Source organism: Microbacterium aoyamense (assembly GCF_023155855.1).
Lineage (GTDB): Bacteria > Actinomycetota > Actinomycetes > Actinomycetales > Microbacteriaceae > Microbacterium > Microbacterium aoyamense.
This window is the reverse complement of record NZ_JAKNUT010000008.1, coordinates 28,510-44,325: the sequence shown is the minus strand read 5'-3', so window position 1 is coordinate 44,325 and position 15,816 is coordinate 28,510. Positions and strand designations below refer to the sequence as shown.

General features: G+C 70.7%; 12 protein-coding genes and 2 riboswitches. Of the genes, 7 read left to right on the top strand and 5 right to left on the bottom strand.

All coding sequences use genetic code 11. The features are described 5' to 3' along the window. Positions 1-27 precede the first annotated feature (27 nt). Positions 28-861 (top strand): CPBP family intramembrane glutamic endopeptidase, encoded by an 834-nt coding sequence (locus MA876_RS17565; RefSeq protein ID WP_248152630.1) that lies wholly within the window; start codon positions 28-30, stop codon positions 859-861. 81 nt (positions 862-942) lie between these two features. Here MA876_RS17565 and gcvP read toward each other — a convergent pair whose 3' ends face one another. From gcvP to MA876_RS17545, 4 genes are all read right to left on the bottom strand, one after another. Beyond that, positions 943-3,810 (bottom strand): aminomethyl-transferring glycine dehydrogenase, encoded by a 2,868-nt coding sequence (gene gcvP / locus MA876_RS17560; protein WP_248152629.1) that lies wholly within the window; start codon positions 3,808-3,810, stop codon positions 943-945. After that, positions 3,807-4,190, bottom strand: coding sequence for a glycine cleavage system protein GcvH (gcvH, locus tag MA876_RS17555; RefSeq protein ID WP_248152628.1), 384 nt, complete (start codon positions 4,188-4,190; stop codon positions 3,807-3,809). Before gcvH ends, gcvP begins: the two co-directional genes overlap by 4 nt. After that, positions 4,187-5,314, bottom strand: coding sequence for a glycine cleavage system aminomethyltransferase GcvT (gene gcvT / locus MA876_RS17550; RefSeq protein WP_248152627.1), 1,128 nt, complete (start codon positions 5,312-5,314; stop codon positions 4,187-4,189). The genes gcvH and gcvT overlap by 4 nt, the downstream gene beginning before the upstream one ends. Before the next feature lie 49 nt (positions 5,315-5,363). After that, positions 5,364-5,445: riboswitch (glycine riboswitch) on the bottom strand. 1 nt (position 5,446) lies between these two features. Next, positions 5,447-5,540: riboswitch (glycine riboswitch) on the bottom strand. Between the two features lie 57 nt (positions 5,541-5,597). Next, positions 5,598-6,773: a MarP family serine protease gene (locus tag MA876_RS17545; RefSeq protein ID WP_248152619.1), complete on the bottom strand. Its 1,176-nt coding sequence runs from the start codon at positions 6,771-6,773 to the stop codon at positions 5,598-5,600. A 123-nt stretch (positions 6,774-6,896) separates the two neighbouring features. Between MA876_RS17545 and MA876_RS17540 the strand changes: the two genes are divergently transcribed. From MA876_RS17540 to MA876_RS17515, 6 genes are read left to right on the top strand one after another with little or no spacing between them, the layout of a single operon-like run. Then, on the top strand, positions 6,897-7,634 hold the full coding sequence (locus tag MA876_RS17540; RefSeq protein WP_248152617.1) for an NUDIX hydrolase: 738 nt from the start codon (positions 6,897-6,899) through the stop codon (positions 7,632-7,634). Next, entirely contained in the window at positions 7,631-8,974 is a 1,344-nt protein-coding gene (nadA, locus tag MA876_RS17535) for a quinolinate synthase NadA (protein ID WP_248152615.1), read from the top strand. The genes MA876_RS17540 and nadA overlap by 4 nt, the downstream gene beginning before the upstream one ends. Next, positions 8,971-10,803, top strand: coding sequence for an L-aspartate oxidase (gene nadB, locus MA876_RS17530; protein ID WP_248152613.1), 1,833 nt, complete (start codon positions 8,971-8,973; stop codon positions 10,801-10,803). The genes nadA and nadB overlap by 4 nt, the downstream gene beginning before the upstream one ends. After that, positions 10,803-11,654 (top strand): carboxylating nicotinate-nucleotide diphosphorylase, encoded by an 852-nt coding sequence (gene nadC, locus MA876_RS17525; protein ID WP_248152611.1) that lies wholly within the window; start codon positions 10,803-10,805, stop codon positions 11,652-11,654. Before nadB ends, nadC begins: the two co-directional genes overlap by 1 nt. Before the next feature lie 2 nt (positions 11,655-11,656). After that, a complete protein-coding gene (locus tag MA876_RS17520) occupies positions 11,657-12,781 on the top strand; it encodes a cysteine desulfurase family protein (RefSeq protein ID WP_248152826.1) in 1,125 nt (374 codons plus the stop codon). Between the two features lie 37 nt (positions 12,782-12,818). Further along, positions 12,819-13,757, top strand: a complete 939-nt coding sequence (locus MA876_RS17515) for a glycosyltransferase family 2 protein (RefSeq protein ID WP_248152609.1) — start codon at positions 12,819-12,821, stop codon at positions 13,755-13,757. A gap of 8 nt (positions 13,758-13,765) precedes the next feature. On the opposite strand, the gene MA876_RS17510 is transcribed toward MA876_RS17515, so the two are convergent. Next, positions 13,766-15,781: an ABC transporter ATP-binding protein gene (locus MA876_RS17510; protein ID WP_248152825.1), complete on the bottom strand. Its 2,016-nt coding sequence runs from the start codon at positions 15,779-15,781 to the stop codon at positions 13,766-13,768. Positions 15,782-15,816 lie beyond the last annotated feature (35 nt).

Here is a 15,816-nt window from a genome sequence, read left to right as displayed (position 1 = left end):
TCGCTCGGATGTGACATTCTGACAACCGTGAGCACGTCGGAGCCTCTTCCCCCGGAGGGTATCCACAAGCCCGCGTCGAACGCGCGGCTGTGGTGGGAGATCGGGATCGTCCTCGCGCTCTCCGTCGGGCGTTCTGCGCTGTACTCCGTGCTGCAGCTCGTCCGCGCACTCCAGCAGGAGCAGTCGCTGGGCGACCAGCAGACCTCCCTCAACCCCGGCGCGAGCGCTGCGGCGTTCTGGGACGTGCTCTACCAGTTCCTCTCGCTGCTGTTCGCGCTCGCGCCCGTCGCCCTGGTGATCTACCTGCTGTGGGAGCCCGGGATGTCGGCGTTCCGGCGGATCGGCCTCGACTTCCGCCGCTTCGGCGGCGACGTGGGCCGCGGCATCCTGCTCGTCGCCGTCATCGGCATCCCCGGCCTCGGCCTCTACGCTCTCGGCCGCGCACTGGGGATCACGGTGCAGGTCGATGCCGCTCCCCTCGATCCGTCGTGGTGGACGATCCCGCTCCTCCTGCTGGCCGCCCTCCGGGCCGGGCTGACGGAGGAGGTCATCTTCCTCGGCTACCTGTTCGACCGGTTGCGGCGCATCGGATGGGGCTGGTGGACGATCATCCTCTCGACGGCCGCGCTGCGCGCGACCTATCACGCGTATCAGGGCTTCGGTCCGATGATCGGCAACTTCGCGATGGGCGTCGTCTTCGGGTGGTGCTACAAGCGCTGGGGTCGCGTCATGCCGCTCGTGATCGCGCACGTGGTGATCGACGTCATCGCGTTCGTGGGCTACCCCGTCGCGGCAGGCCTCTGGCCTGGCGTCTTCGCCCCGGCCCCCACCCCTTCCCCCACTCCCACGCCCACGCCCTGACGTCGAACCCGAGCGTTCTCGTCGAACCGCACGCGGTGGACGCGTAGTTCGACGAGAACGCTCGGGTTGGACGACCGGTTGCTAGGCGAAGGCCTCGATCGGCGGGCAGGCGCAGACGAGGTTGCGGTCGCCGTACGCCTGGTCGATCCGGCGCACGGGCGGCCAGTACTTCGTCCGCACGAGCGTGTGCACGGGATACACGGCGATCTGACGAGAGTACGGGTGATCCCACGAACCCTCGATCGCCGCCTGCGCCGTGTGCGGCGCGTTCACCAGCGGGTTGTCGGTCGCGGACCACTCCCCCGCGGCGACGGCGTCCGCCTCGGCCTTGATCGCGATCATCGCCTCGATGAAGCGCTCGATCTCGGCGAGGTCCTCGGACTCCGTCGGCTCGACCATGAGCGTGCCCGCGACGGGGAACGACATCGTCGGGGCGTGGAAGCCGTAGTCGATGAGCCGCTTCGCGACGTCGTCGACCGTGACCCCGGTGGCCTCGCGCAGCGGTCGCAGGTCGAGGATGCACTCGTGCGCGACGAGCCCGCCCTCTCCCGCGTACAGCACGGGGTAGTGGTCCTTCAGCCGGTGCGCGATGTAGTTGGCCGAGAGCACGGCGGCGGCCGTGGCATCCTTCAGCCCCTGCGCTCCCATCATGCGGACGTACGCCCATGAGATGGGGAGGATGGATGCCGAGCCGTACGGCGCGGCCGAGATCGGGCCGCCGTCGAAAACGAACCCGCCGGCGTGGTCGGCCCGCTGCGCGAGCGGATGCGACGGCAGGTAGGGCGCGAGGTGGGCCTTCGCCGCGACGGGGCCGACGCCCGGTCCGCCGCCGCCGTGCGGGATCGCGAACGTCTTGTGCAGGTTCAGGTGCGACACGTCGCCCCCCAGGTCTCCGAAGCGGGCGAACCCGAGGAGCGCGTTGAGGTTCGCGCCGTCGACGTACACCTGACCACCCGCGTCGTGCACGGCCTGCGTGATCTCGAGCACGTCGTGCTCGTACACGCCGTGCGTCGACGGATACGTGATCATGAGCGCTGACAGCGAATCCGAGTGCAAAGCGATCTTGGCGCGCAGGTCGTCGAGGTCGACGTTGCCGGCCTCGTCGCACGCGACGACGACCACCTTCATGCCCGCCAGGACCGCCGACGCGGCGTTCGTGCCGTGGGCGGATGACGGGATCAGGCACACGGTGCGATCGAGGTCGCCGTTCGCGCGGTGGTAGCCGCGGATCGCCATGAGCCCCGCGAGCTCGCCCTGCGAACCCGCATTGGGCTGCAGCGAGACGGCGTCGTAGCCCGTGACCTCGGCGAGCCACGACTCGAGCTGCTCGACGAGCGCGAGGTAGCCCACGACGTCAGCCGCGGGGGCGAACGGATGCACGCGCGAGAACTCGGGCCACGACACGGCCGCCATCTCGGTCGCGGCGTTGAGCTTCATCGTGCACGAGCCGAGCGGGATCATGCCGCGGTCGAGCGCGTAGTCGCGGTCGGCGAGCTGCTTGAGGTAGCGCATCATCGCCGTCTCGGAGCGGTGGGAGTTGAAGACGGGATGCGTGAGGTACTCGTCCTCGCGGAACAGCCCGACCGCGACGCCCGCGAGCGCCTCGGCCTCGGCGAACGGGAGGTCCCGGACGTCGTGCTCGTCCGCCGCGGGCAGCCCGAACGCCCACGCGACGTTCGCGAGGTCATTGGCGGTCGTCGTCTCGTCGACCGAGACGCCGACGGTCGCGTCATCCACCCAGAACAGCTGATAGCCCTTCGAGCGGGCGCGCTCGATGACCCGCCGCGACGGTCCGGGCGTGTGCACGCGGATCGTGTCGAAGAACGCGTCGCTCACGAGCGTCAGGTCGTAGGAGCGCAGGCGGGATGCCAGGGCTTCGGCCTTGCGGGCGACGTCGGTCGCGATCGCGCGGAGCCCGTCGGGCCCGTGGTAGACGGCGTACATCGCTGCCATGACGGCGAGCAGCACCTGCGCCGTGCAGATGTTCGAGGTCGCCTTCTCGCGCCGGATGTGCTGCTCGCGCGTCTGCAGCGAAAGGCGGTACGCGGGGTGGCCCGCGGCATCCATCGACACTCCCACCAGGCGACCCGGGAGCTGGCGCTCCAGACCCGTCCGCACGGCCATGTAGCCCGCGTGCGGTCCGCCGAAGCCGAGCGGCACGCCGAAGCGCTGGGTCGTGCCGACCGCGACGTCGGCGCCGAGCGAGCCCGGCGAGCGCAGCAGAGTCAGAGCGAGCAGATCGGCCGCGACGACGACGAGACCGCCCTGCGCCTGAACGGCGCCGATGACCTCGGTCGGATCCCACACGCGACCCGACGCCCCGGGGTACTGGATGAAGGCGCCGAACGCCTCGGGCACGGTCGCGAACGAGGTCGAAACGAGCTCGATGCCGACGGCGGCCGCGCGGTGCTCGAGGAGCGCCTTGGTCTGCGGCAGCGTGTCGGCATCGACGAGGAACACGTTCGACGACGACTTCGAGGCCCGGCGGGCGACGAGCATGCCCTCGACGACGGCGGTCGACTCGTCGAGCATCGAGGCGTTCGCCGTCGCGAGACCCGTGAGGTCGGTCACCATCGTCTGGAAGTTGATGAGCGCCTCGAGCCGGCCCTGCGAGATCTCGGGCTGGTACGGCGTGTACGCGGTGTACCAGGAGGGGTTCTCGAGCACGTTCCGCGCGATGACCGACGGAGTGAACGTGTCGTAGTAGCCGAGTCCGATCATGGGACGCGCCGTGCGGTTCTGCGACGCGAGGGCGCGCAATTCGGCGAGCGCCTCGGCCTCGGTCGCGGCGGGCGGGATGTCGCTCGTCTCGCGAGAGCGGACGTGGATGGATGCCGGCACCGCGCGCTCGACGAGCGCCTCGACCGTGTCGTAGCCGAGGGCTGCGAGCATCGTCGCCTGCGCCGCGGCATCCGTTCCGATATGACGATCCCGGAACGCGCCCGTCATTCGTCGCCGCCCGTGAGCGCGACGTACGCCTCGCGGTCGAGGAGCCCGTCGAGGGCTGCCGCATCGACCGAGATCTTGACGAGCCAGCCGTCGCCGTACGGGTCGGAGTTGACCAGCGACGGGTCGGCGACGACGGCGTCGTTGACCTCGACGACCTCGCCGTCGAGCGGCGCGTACAGCTCGCCGACCGACTTCGTCGACTCGATCTCGCCCACGACCGTGCTCGCCGCCACGGTCGAGCCGACCGACGGCAGCTCGACGAACACGACGTCGCCGAGCTTCTCGGCCGCGTAGTCGGTGATGCCGACAGTGGCCACATCGCCGTCGACGGCGATCCACTCGTGCTCGGCGGTGTACTTGAGGCTGGTGAGATCGGTCATTTCGCGGTCCTCTTGTAGAAGGGAAGGGTGGTGACGGTCGCGGGGATGCGGGTCCCGCGCACGTCGATGGACAGTTCGGTTCCGGGTTCGCTCGCGCGGGGCGAGACGTAGGCCATGGCGATGGGATGCCCGAGGGTCGGGCTCAGCGCACCGCTCGTGATCTCACCGACCTGCGTGTCGCCGTCGAACACGGCGTACCCCGCGCGGCCGGCGCGCTTGCCGTCGGCGACGAGGCCGACCAGCACGGGCGCGTCGGCGGCGATGACGCTCTCGAGGGCCGCGCGACCGACGAAATCGGCTTCCTTGGTCGACAGCGGCACGACCCGGCCGAGGCCCGCCTGAGCGGGGATGACGTCGAGCGAGAGCTCGTGCCCGTAGAGCGGCATGCCTGCCTCGAGCCGCAGGGTGTCGCGCGACGCCAGCCCCGCGGGCGAGAGCCCGAACGGCGCGCCGGCGACCGTGATCGCCTGCCACAACGCCTCGACGTCCGGCGCATCGACGCTGATCTCGAAGCCGTCTTCACCCGTATAGCCGGTGCGGCTCACCAGCACGGCACCGTCGCCGAAGCGCATGCCCATCGCCGTGTAGTAGGGCAGGGTCTCGAGCGTGTGCCCCATCGCGAGGTCCTCGTCGTGGGTCAGCCCGTCGACGGCCTCGAGGATCTCGCGCGCCCGCGGGCCCTGCACGGCGATGAGCGCATCGTCGAGTTCGACGAGTGCGGCGTCGAAGCCGTCGAGACGTTCGGTCAGCGCTTCGCGCACGGCGTCGCGGTTGCCGGCGTTGGCGACGATGAGGAACTGATCCTCGGCGTTGCGCGTCACGATGAGGTCGTCGATGATGCCGCCGCTCGGGGCGAGGATCATCGTGTACTTCGCCTTCGAGGGTGCGAGCTTCGACGGATCGAATGCGAGGGCGTACGCGAGGAACGCTTCGCGGTCGGGCCCCGCGACGCCGAACTGCGCCATGTGCGAGATGTCGAAGAGTCCCGCGGCCGTGCGCACGGCGTGGTGCTCGGCGAGATCGGACGTGTAGCGGACGGGCATCATCCATCCGCCGAAGTCGGTGAAGGCGGCGCCCAGCGCTTCGTGGCGCGCACGAAGCGGGGTCGAGCGGGCTGCGGTCATGAGTTCTCCCGTGGTCGTGCGGGCGGGCGCCGTTCAGCGCCCGAGGAACTCCCCCTCTGTCATTTGGCCTGAGAGCTTCACCCTCGCGGGCTTTCACCTTCGGCACGACGTGACGTCGTTTTCCAGAGCGGCCGGACGTGCGCGGTACGGGACCTGAGAGATTGGCGGGGAGGCTTGCTCCTTCGGTACTCCGAGATGGATGCCGGAGTTCTCCCGCACACGTCATGCGGCCTGTCTTCGATTGTGCGTCCAGCATATCGGCGAACGGCCGACATAGCGGGTCTCAGTCCACGCACGGTCCCGACGACACGGGCTCCGAGAGCGAAGGCGCACGGTCGGCGACCGGTGCCAGCTCTGCCGTGGTCATCGCATACCCGCGCGCCGCATCGTCGATCGCGCGCGCGAACACGACGCCCGCGACGCGTCCGTCGGCGGTGACGAGCGGGCCGCCCGAGTTTCCGGGTCGCACGGACGCTTGCAGGGAGTAGACCTCCCGCAGCACCTGTCGGTCGCCGTAGACGTCTTCGACGGGCACGGTCGCGACCGAGAGCACCGTGGCCGGCGACGACGTGAAGGGACCGCCAAGCGGATAGCCCAGCGCCACGGCGGCGGCGCCCGGCGCGAGAGTCGGTGCGACGGCGAGCGGGGCGACCCCGAGGTCGTCCACCGCGATGACGGCGAGGTCGTCCTCGGGATCGAAGTAGACGATCCGGCCCTCGCGCGCACCCAGACCGGGCAGCTCGACGACGGGGGTCTCGACACCCGCGACGACGTGCGCGTTGGTGACGATCCGATCGGCGCTCACGACGAATCCGCTGCCCGTGAAGCTGCGCCCGCAGGAGAACGCGGTGCCCGACACCCGCGCGACCGATGCGCCTGCGGTCTGCAGCGCCGGGTCGTCGAGGACGACGGGCGGCGCGGGCTCGACGGAGGTGTCGGGCGCCAGCAGATCGCCGAGCTGCGGAAGCCCGTCGTCGAGCACGGTGGAGCGCAGCTCGGCGAGGGCCGAATCGACGAACGGCGGCGTGAAGACGTCGATCGTCTGGATGACACGCGAGGAAGCGACGGCGGACGAGACTCCCGGCATACCGATGGCCGTGACAGCCGGAGCGACGAGGACGATCGACAGGGCCGCGATGACGACACCGGCGACACCCCCGACGAGGCGGTCGACGACGCCGAGCCGCAGCTTCTCGGCTCCCCCGCGCAGCGCCGAGCCGATCGCCGTGCCGATCGCCGCGCCGACCGCGAGGAGACCGCCCACCGTGACGAGCACGGCGACCGTGCGCCAGCCGGGCGAAGGCACCCATGCACTCACGAGCGGTGTCAGCCAGAACGCCGCAGCACCGCCCGCGACGAGTCCCAGGAGGGTTCCGATGCTCGCGAAGAACCCGCGTGCGAGCCCCGAGACGAGCGCGAGGACGAGGATCACGATGACGAGCACGTCGACGATCAGCATCCAGCCCCCTTCACTCCGCCGCGCCAGCGTAGACGACGAACCTCTGCGTCCGCGCCGTGACCCGCGAGCGGTTTGCCTTCTGGTCGTCCTGACTATAAGATCGACTCGAGAGTTAGAGTCACCATGACACGAACAGCCACCGCATCCCTCGCCTCCGCCGCTTCCGCCGCCGAGGACGTGACGCGTGTCGCCGTGTCGACCGTCATCTTCTCGCTGCGGCGCGATCCCGGCAGCGACTGCTCGACGGTCGTGCTGCCGCTCGTGCGGCGCACCCGTGATCCGCACGAGGGCCTGTGGGCGCTTCCCGGCGGATGGCTCGACATCGCCGAGAGCCTGGATGCCGCGGCCTCGCGCACTCTCGGCGAGACGACGGGCCTCGCCCCGAGCTACCTCGAGCAGCTGTACGCGTTCGGTGCCGTCGATCGCTCCCCGACCCGCGTCGTATCGATCGTCTACTGGGCACTTCTGCGCCCGGACGAGGTCGAGGGCTCCAAGGATCTCGAGAACGTCGAGTGGTTCGATGCGGCATCCCTGCCCCGCCTCGCCTTCGACCACAACGAGATCGTCGAGTACGCGCTCTGGCGCCTGCGCAACAAGGTCGGCTACAGCCGCATCGCGCACGGCCTGCTCGCCGACGAGTTCACCCTCGCCGAGCTGCGCGAAGTGTACGAGTCGATCCTCGGCCGACGCCTCGACCCGGCGAACTTCCGTCGCCAGGTCGAAGGCTCCGGCACGCTCCTGCCGACCGACCGCTTCCGCACGGGCAGTCACCGGCCCGCCCGCCTCTACCGCTACAACCGTGACGTCGAGCTCGCCGATCTGGGCCCGCTCGCAGGCTTCGTCCGAAAGGGGTCGTCATGACCGCCATCACGCTCCAGCCTCGGCCGACCGATCCGTCCGTCGACCACGCCATCCAGGCGATCGTCGATGGTGCATCGACGGCCGAGACCTGCAACACCGACCTCGCCGCCGGTCCGTGGACGTTCGACGACCGACCCGGCTACGGGCCGGGGTCGTCGATGGGCGACGTCATCCCGACCGGCTCACCGCGCCAGGGCGAGCTCCCGCAGTCCTACCGCGACGCCTCGCCCGAAGAGCTCGACGCACGGATCGTCGCGGCGAAGGCGGCGCTGGGCGACCGCGCCGTCGTGCTCGGCCACTTCTACCAGCGCGAAGAGGTCGTGCGGCACGCCGACTACGTGGGCGACTCGTTCCAGCTCGCGAACGCGGCGCTCGAACACCCCGACGCCGAGGCGATCGTCTTCTGCGGCGTGCACTTCATGGCAGAGACCGCCGACCTGCTGTCGCAGCCGCAGCAGTCCGTCATCCTGCCCAACCTCGCGGCCGGCTGCTCGATGGCCGACATGGCCGACATCGATCAGGTCGAGGAGTGCTGGGAGCAGCTCGAGGACGTCTACGGAGACATGGATGCCGTGGACGCCGACGGCCTGGTGCCCGTCATCCCGGTCACCTACATGAACTCCTCGGCCGCGATCAAGGGCTTCGTCGGTCGCCACGGCGGCATCGTGTGCACGTCGTCGAATGCTCGGACGGTGCTCGAGTGGGCGTTCGCCCGCGGCCGCCGCGTGCTGTTCTTCCCCGATCAGCACCTCGGACGCAACACCGCGAAGGCCATGGGCGTGCCCCTCGAGCAGATGCCGATGTGGAACCCGCGCAAGCCGCTCGGCGGCTCGTCGGCGCAAGAGCTCGACGACGCGCGGGTCATCCTGTGGCACGGCTTCTGCTCGGTGCACCGCCGGTTCTCGGTCGATCAGATCGACAAGGCGCGGGCGGAGCACCCCGGCGTACGGGTCATCGTGCACCCCGAGTGCCCCATGGCGGTGGTGGATGCCGCGGACGAATCAGGTTCGACGGACTACATCCGCCGCGCGATCGAGGGCGCGACCGAGCCCACCACCTTCGCGATCGGGACCGAGGTCAACCTCGTGCAGCGCCTCGCGGCGGACAACCCGCAGCACGAGATCTTCTGCCTCGACCCGGTCGTCTGCCCGTGCTCGACGATGTATCGCATCCACCCGGGTTACCTCGCGTGGGTGCTCGAGGGTCTCGTCGACGGCGAGGTGCGCAACCGCATCGTCGTGCCCGACGACGTCGCCGAGCCCGCGCGTCTCGCGCTCGAGCGGATGCTCGCCGCGAAGCCGCCCGAGGCGCGTCCGAGCGATTGGACGAACGCCTCATGAGCGCGTCCCCTTCTGAGCGCTTCGTGTCCCACGACACGCCGCTACCCGGCATCCATTCCGAGGCGAATCGGGACACGGGTGCCGTCCACGCCGTCGTCGTGGGCTCGGGCATCGCGGGCCTGACCGTCGCGCTGCACGCCGTCGAGCGCGGCTGCCGCGTGACGCTCGTGACGAAGGACGTGCTCGACCACGCCAACACGCGCTTCGCGCAGGGCGGCATCGCGGGCGTCATGTTCGCCGACGACCGGGCCGCGGACCACATCCGCGACACGCTCGTCGCGGGCGCGGGCCTGAGCGACCCCGAAGCGGTGCGCGTGCTCGTCGAAGAGGGACCCACGCGCATCCAGGAACTGGTCGACATCGGCGTCGTGTTCGATCGCGGCGACGACGGCGCCTACATCAAGGGCCTCGAGGCGGCGCACTCCTATCCGCGGATCCTCCACGCCGGGGGCGATGCCACCGGGACCGAGATCGAGAAGGCCCTCGTCGCGCGCCTGCGCGCGAGCGATGTGCGGGTCATCGAGCACGCGTTCCTCGTCGATCTCCTCATGGCAGACGCGAACCCGAGCGATCCGGTCGAGCCGGGGCTCGAGGACGCCGGGTTCGACGAAAACCTCCGGGCTCGCGACGCCCGCCGGGTGAGCGGTGTCGAGCTGCTCGTCGGCGACGGGCCCGACGCGACGGGAGTCCGCGAGACAATCGAGGCGGATGCCGTCGTCCTGGCGACCGGCGGCGCCGGCGAGCTGTACGCGCACACGACGAACCCGCCGGTGGCGACGGGCGACGGGATCGCCGCGGCGCTGCGCGCCGGCGCCGTCGTGCAGGACCTCGAGTTCTTCCAGTTCCACCCGACGATCCTGGGCGCGGGCGACGCGTTCCTCGTCTCGGAGGCCGTGCGCGGCGAGGGCGCGACCCTCGTCGACGAGCACGGGCGCCGGTTCGCGTTCGACGCGCACCCCGACGGCGAGCTCGCTCCGCGCGATGTCGTCGCCCGCGCGATCGCGCACCGGATGGAGCTCCAGGACGGCCGGCCCGTCTTCCTCGACGCGACGCACCTGCGTCCCACCGAGGCCGAGACCCGGGCCTTCCTCGCGAAGCGGTTCCCCACGATCGACGCCGCCGTGCGGGCACGAGGACTCGACTGGGCGCGCGAGCCGATCCCCGTGACCCCCGCGGCGCATTACCTCATGGGCGGCGTCACGACCGACCTGCACGGGCGCACGTCGATCCCCGGTCTGTACGCGGTCGGCGAGGTCGCGCGCACGGGAGTGCACGGCGCGAACCGCCTCGCATCCAACTCCCTCCTCGAAGGAGCGGTCTTCGGCGCGCGCGCAGGTGACGCGATCGCGGCCGACGCGGCATCCGGAATCTGGCCGACGCCGGCCACGCCCGAAACGGTCCCCAGCGCCGTCGAGCCCGGCTGGCGCCGGACGCCGTCGGTCGTCGGGCCGTTCTCACGGCACGCTCTGCAGCAGCTCATGTGGGAGCACGCGGGCCTCGTGCGGGATGCCGCGGGCCTGCGCTCCGCAGCGTCGACGCTCGACGCCTGGAGCAGGCAGGACCGCGCACCCCGCACCGAGGCCGAGCTCGAGGACGAGAACCTGCTCACCGTCGCGATCGCGCTCGTCGACGCGGCGCTGCTGCGAACGGCATCGGTGGGTGCGCACTTCCGCTCGGACGAGCATCCGCCCACGGTCGCCGACGCACTGGCCGGCACGGTCACGATCGACGACGTGCTCGCGGCGAATCCCTATCCCTCCGGCTCCATGCCCGCGCGCTGGTGGATCGACGACGTCCAGCGGGACTACTTCGCGAAGGCGCACGCCTGATGCTCACCCGTGCCGTGATCGACCGCGTCGTCGCCGCCGCGCTCGAAGAGGACGCGCCGTGGGGCGATCTGACGAGCGAGTACCTCATCTCCGAGACCGCGACGGCGACGGCGGAGCTCGTCGCGCGCGAAGCGGGGATCTTCAGCGGTGGCGAGGTGTTCGCCGCCGCATTCCGCCTGACGGACACCCGCGTCGACGTTCGGCTCGCAACCGCGGACGGCGAGGCCTTCGGGCCCGGAACCGTGCTGGCGGTCGTGAGCGGCCCGGCCAGGTCCCTCCTCACAGCCGAGCGCATCGGGCTGAACTTCGTCCAGCGCATGAGCGGCATCGCGACGCTCACCGCGCGCTACGTGGCCGAGGTCGCGGGCACCGGCACGCGCATCGCCGACACGCGCAAGACGACCCCTGGGCTCCGGGCCTTCGAACGGCACGCGGTCGTCGACGGCGGCGGGCGCAACCACCGTCACTCGCTGTCCGACGCCGTCATGGCGAAGGACAACCACCTCGCCGTGCTCGGCGGCTCCTCGGTGACAGACGCGCTCCGCGCGGCCAAGGATCGCCTCCCCCACACGACCCACATCGAGGTAGAGGTCGACCGCCTCGATCAGATCGAGCCCGTGCTCGCCGCGGGCATCGGCACCATCATGCTCGACAACTTCTCGCTCGACGACCTGCGAACGGGGGTCGCCCAGGTCGCGGGCCGCGCCGTCGTCGAGGCGTCCGGCGGCGTCACCCTCGAGACGGTCCGCGCGATCGCCGAGACGGGGGTGGACGTCGTCTCGGTCGGCGCGCTCACCCACTCCGCCCGCGCGCTCGATCTGGGGCTCGACGTCCGCATCGACCAACCATGAGCATGCTCTACCTCGACAGTGCCGCGACGACGCCCGTGCGTCCCGAAGTGCTCGAGGCGATGCTGCCGTACTACACGAGATGGTTCGGCAATCCTTCGAGCCACCACACGGTGGGCGAAGCGGCGGCGGGAGCTCTGGCCGATGCGCGGTCGCGCGTCGCGCGTGTGCTCGGGATGCGGGCATCCGACGTCGTCTTCACGTCGGGCGGCACCGAGGCGAACAACCTCGCCGTGAAGGGCATCGCGCTCGCCGCCCACGGCAAGCGGCATGTCGTCACGACACCGATCGAGCACGAGTCGATCCTCGAGTCGGCGGACTACCTCGCACGCCTGCACGGGTTCGACGTCACGCTCGCGCCCGTCGATCACGTGGCCCGGCTGACGACCCAGGCGCTCGAGCAGTCGTTGCGCGACGACACGGCGCTCGTCTCGTTCGGATTCGCCAACAACGAAGTGGGGACGATTCAGGATGCCGCGGCCCTCGCCGCTGCAGCGCATGGGCGTGGCATCCCGGTCCATCTCGACGCCGTGCAGGCCGCGGGCTGGCTCGCGCTGCGCGACACCGGCGCCGACGCGATCTCGATCGCGGGCCACAAGCTCGGCGCGCCGAAGGGGACCGGTGCGCTCGCCGTCCGCGGGCGCGTCCCTCTCGAGCCGCTCCTGCACGGCGGCGGCCAGGAGCGCGGGCGCCGCAGCGGTACGGAGGACGTCGCCGGCGCCGTCGGCCTGGCCGTGGCGCTCGACCTCGCCGAGAGCGAGCGCGCCGAGGCATCCGTCCGCGTCTCGGCACTGCGCGACGCGTTCATCGCCGACGCGCTCGGCCGCGTGCCCCGGGCACGGTTGACGGGCGATCCCGTCCACCGTCTGCCGGGCACTGCGAGCTTCACCTTCGAGGGTGTGAGCGGCGAAGCCGTGCTGCTGGAGCTCGAACGCCGCGGCGTCGTCTCGTCGAGCGGCTCGGCGTGCGCTGCGGGGAGCGACGAGCCCTCGCACGTGCTGACCGCGATGGGCGTTCGACCCGAAGTGGCGCAGACCGCCGTGCGCTTCACGTTCGCGCACGACGCGTCGTTCGATCCGGCGATGCTCGCGGCGGCCGTCGAGGCGTCGGTCGCCGCCGTCACCGGCTGACGGCCCCGACCCCGTGCGCCGCGCATAGGATCGGGCCGTGGCATCCTCCCCCGCGATCACCGTCATCGTGCCGGGGTTCGATGTCGTCCGCTACGCGGGCGAGGCGATCGAGTCGCTCCGCCGTCAGACCCGCACCGACTGGACCGCCGTCCTCGTCGATGACGGATCCACAGACGGCACGGGCGCGATCTTCGAGGCCGCGGCCGCCGCCGATGCGCGCGTGCAGGTCGTGCATCACGACCTGCAGCAGGGACTGAGCGCCGCGCGCAACACGGGCCTCGACCTGGTCACGACGCCCTACGTCGGCTTCCTCGACGCCGACGACGTCATGACTCCCACCGCGATCGAGAACCTCGTCGGCACCCTCGAACGGACGGGCAGCGACCTCGTGGCCGGCGCGTACGTGCGCCTCCGGCCCGACGGTCGCGGCGGGTACGCTCCCGGCGAGGTGCAGCCGTGGGTCGCGGCGGCGACGGACCCCGCGCGCGACGCCACGAACTTGACGGAGCATCCGGATGCCTCGGGCAACATCGTCGCGTGGTCCAAGGCCTCCCGCACGGAGCTGTGGCGCGAGGTGCGGTTCCCACTCGGCAAGACCTACGAGGACCAGCTGGTCGCGCAGCTGCTGTACACACGCGCCCACGCTTTCGACGTCATCCCCGAGGTGGTCGTGGAGTGGCGCGAGCGCGCCGAAGGCACCTCGATCACGCAGCGCAAGGATGCGCTGCCGGTGCTCCGCGACTATCTCGAGGCGCTGACAGGGGGAATCGAGATCCTGGATGCCGCGGGCCAAGCGGGTGCCGTGGCATCCCGCATCCGTCTCATCCAGCGCCTCGATCTGCCGCCGCTGATCGCTATCGCCGAGACCCATCCCGATCCCGCCTACCGGGCCGAGCTCGGGACCTTCGTCCGCGCCCTCGCGGCGCGCTCGCCCCTGCCCCTCGCATCCGTCATCGCGCCCGCGCTGGACTGGTAGCCGACCCGTCAGTTCTCGGGGAGGCCGGGAGTCGTCCAGACGCGGGATTCGGGCACCGCGATGGGCACCGTGACCGCGAGCTCCAGCGCCGGTCCGGCGGGCGCGCGGTCGGCACGGCGATCGGGCAGCGCGGGCGGCGGGTCGGCCGCTTCGACCTCGAGGATGCGGGATGCCGCGAGCTGCTGCGCCGCGAGCTCGGCGTAGAGCCCGCCTTCGGCCAGGAGCGACGAGTGCGTTCCCGATTCGACGATCCGACCGGCCTCGACGACGTGAATGACGTCGGCCGCGATGACCGTCGAGAGCCGGTGCGCGATCGAGAGCGTCGTACGGCCGCGGGCCGCGGCATCCAGCGCCTCCTGCACGACGCGCTCGGAGACCGTGTCGAGTGCCGACGTCGCCTCGTCCAGGAGCAGGACGGGCGGATCCTTCAACAGCACGCGCGCGATCGCGATCCGCTGTTTCTCGCCGCCCGACAGACGGTAGCCGCGCTCGCCGACGACGGTGTCGTAGCCGCGCTCGAAACCCTCGATGATGTGGTGGATGTTGGCAGCACGACACGCGTCCTCGAGCTCGGCATCCGTCGCCTCGGGCTTCGCGTAGAGCAGGTTCTCGCGGATCGTCGCGTGGAACAGATACGTCTCCTGCGAAACGATCCCGACGCTGTCGATGATCGACTCCTGCGTCAGCTCGCGCACGTCGGCGCCCGCGAAGAGGACGGATCCGCCGGACGCCTCGTACATGCGCGGGGTGAGGTACAGCACCGTCGTCTTGCCTGCCCCCGAGGGGCCGACGAACGCGACGTGCTGGCCGGGCTCCGCCGTGAAGCTGACACCGCGCAGCGTCGGCCTGGCGTCAGCCGCGGCATCCGGATACCGGAAGACCACGTCGCGGAACTCGATCCGCCCGAGCGGACCGGGCGCCTTCGCGACCGGGATCGCCGCCGGCGAGTCCTCGATCGCCGGCACGAGGTCGAGGTACTCGAAGATGCGGGCGAACAGCGCGGCGGAGGTCTGCAGGTCGAGCGCGACGCGCATCAGACCCATGAGCGGCATGAGCAGCCGCGCCTGCACCGTCGTGAACGCGACGATCGTGCCCGCCGTGATCATGTCGGTGCCGCCCGTGATGAGATACCCCGCGACGAGGTAGATGACGGCGGGCACGCTCGCCATGAGCACCTGCACGACCGCGAAGAAGCCCTGACCGCTCATGGCGCGGCGCACCTGCAGACGCACCTGATTGCGGTTCTCGTCGGCGTAGCGGGCCGACTCGGTGCGCTGACGGTTGAACGACTTCGAGAGCAGGATGCCCGACACGCTCAGGGTCTCCTGCGTGATCGACGTGAGCTCCGACAGCGACTCCTGCGTCTCGCCCGCGATGCGCGCGCGCACCTGGCCGACTCGTCGCTGGACGAGCACGAGGAACGGCATCAGCACGACGGCGATGAGGGTCAGCCGCCAGTCGATGATGATCATCGCGACGAGCGACGCGATGACGGTGACGACGTTGCCCAGGATGCTCGTGACGGTGTTGGTCAGCACTCCCGCGACGCCGCCGACGTCGTTCTGCAGGCGGGATTGGATGACGCCGGTCTTCGTCCGTGTGAAGAAGCCGAGCTCCATGGCCTGCAGGTGGTCGAAGAGCTTCACCCTCAGATCGCCGGTGACCTGATTGCCGACCGTCGAGGTGAGCCACGTCTGCCCGACCCCGAGGGCGGCCGACAGCAGGAACAGCGCGATCATGAGCACGACGAGCCGCCACAGCAGCGGAAGGTCGACACCGCCGCCGTCTGTGGGGAAGAGCGCATCGTCGAAGATCCGCTGCACGAGGAGGGGCGGAATGACGGCGATCGCCGCGCCGGCGATGACGAGGAACGCGGTCCAGGCGATGCGCCACGTGTACGGGCGGAAGAGCACCACGACACGTCGGCCCAGGTGCGCGATCTTCGGGGCCTCGGCGTTGAGCTTCTTCTGCGCCTCGATGTCGACGCCGCGGAAGCCGCCGCCTGCTCCGCCTCGGCCGCCCATGCTCATGGCCCGAGCCTAATCAGCCCGAGCGGTGC

Excerpts from the sequence above, each read along its gene's own strand:
- gcvP (WP_248152629.1), bottom strand. The coding sequence starts at position 3,810 with ATGACGGGCGCGTTCCGGGATCGTCATATCGGAACGGATGCCGCGGCG.
- gcvH (WP_248152628.1), bottom strand. The coding sequence starts at position 4,190 with ATGACCGATCTCACCAGCCTCAAGTACACCGCCGAGCACGAGTGGATC.
- gcvT (WP_248152627.1), bottom strand. The coding sequence starts at position 5,314 with ATGACCGCAGCCCGCTCGACCCCGCTTCGTGCGCGCCACGAAGCGCTG.
- MA876_RS17545 (WP_248152619.1), bottom strand. The coding sequence starts at position 6,773 with ATGCTGATCGTCGACGTGCTCGTCATCGTGATCCTCGTCCTCGCGCTC.
- MA876_RS17540 (WP_248152617.1), top strand. The coding sequence starts at position 6,897 with ATGACACGAACAGCCACCGCATCCCTCGCCTCCGCCGCTTCCGCCGCC.
- nadA (WP_248152615.1), top strand. The coding sequence starts at position 7,631 with ATGACCGCCATCACGCTCCAGCCTCGGCCGACCGATCCGTCCGTCGAC.
- nadB (WP_248152613.1), top strand. The coding sequence starts at position 8,971 with ATGAGCGCGTCCCCTTCTGAGCGCTTCGTGTCCCACGACACGCCGCTA.
- nadC (WP_248152611.1), top strand. The coding sequence starts at position 10,803 with ATGCTCACCCGTGCCGTGATCGACCGCGTCGTCGCCGCCGCGCTCGAA.
- MA876_RS17520 (WP_248152826.1), top strand. The coding sequence starts at position 11,657 with ATGCTCTACCTCGACAGTGCCGCGACGACGCCCGTGCGTCCCGAAGTG.
- MA876_RS17510 (WP_248152825.1), bottom strand. The coding sequence starts at position 15,781 with ATGGGCGGCCGAGGCGGAGCAGGCGGCGGCTTCCGCGGCGTCGACATC.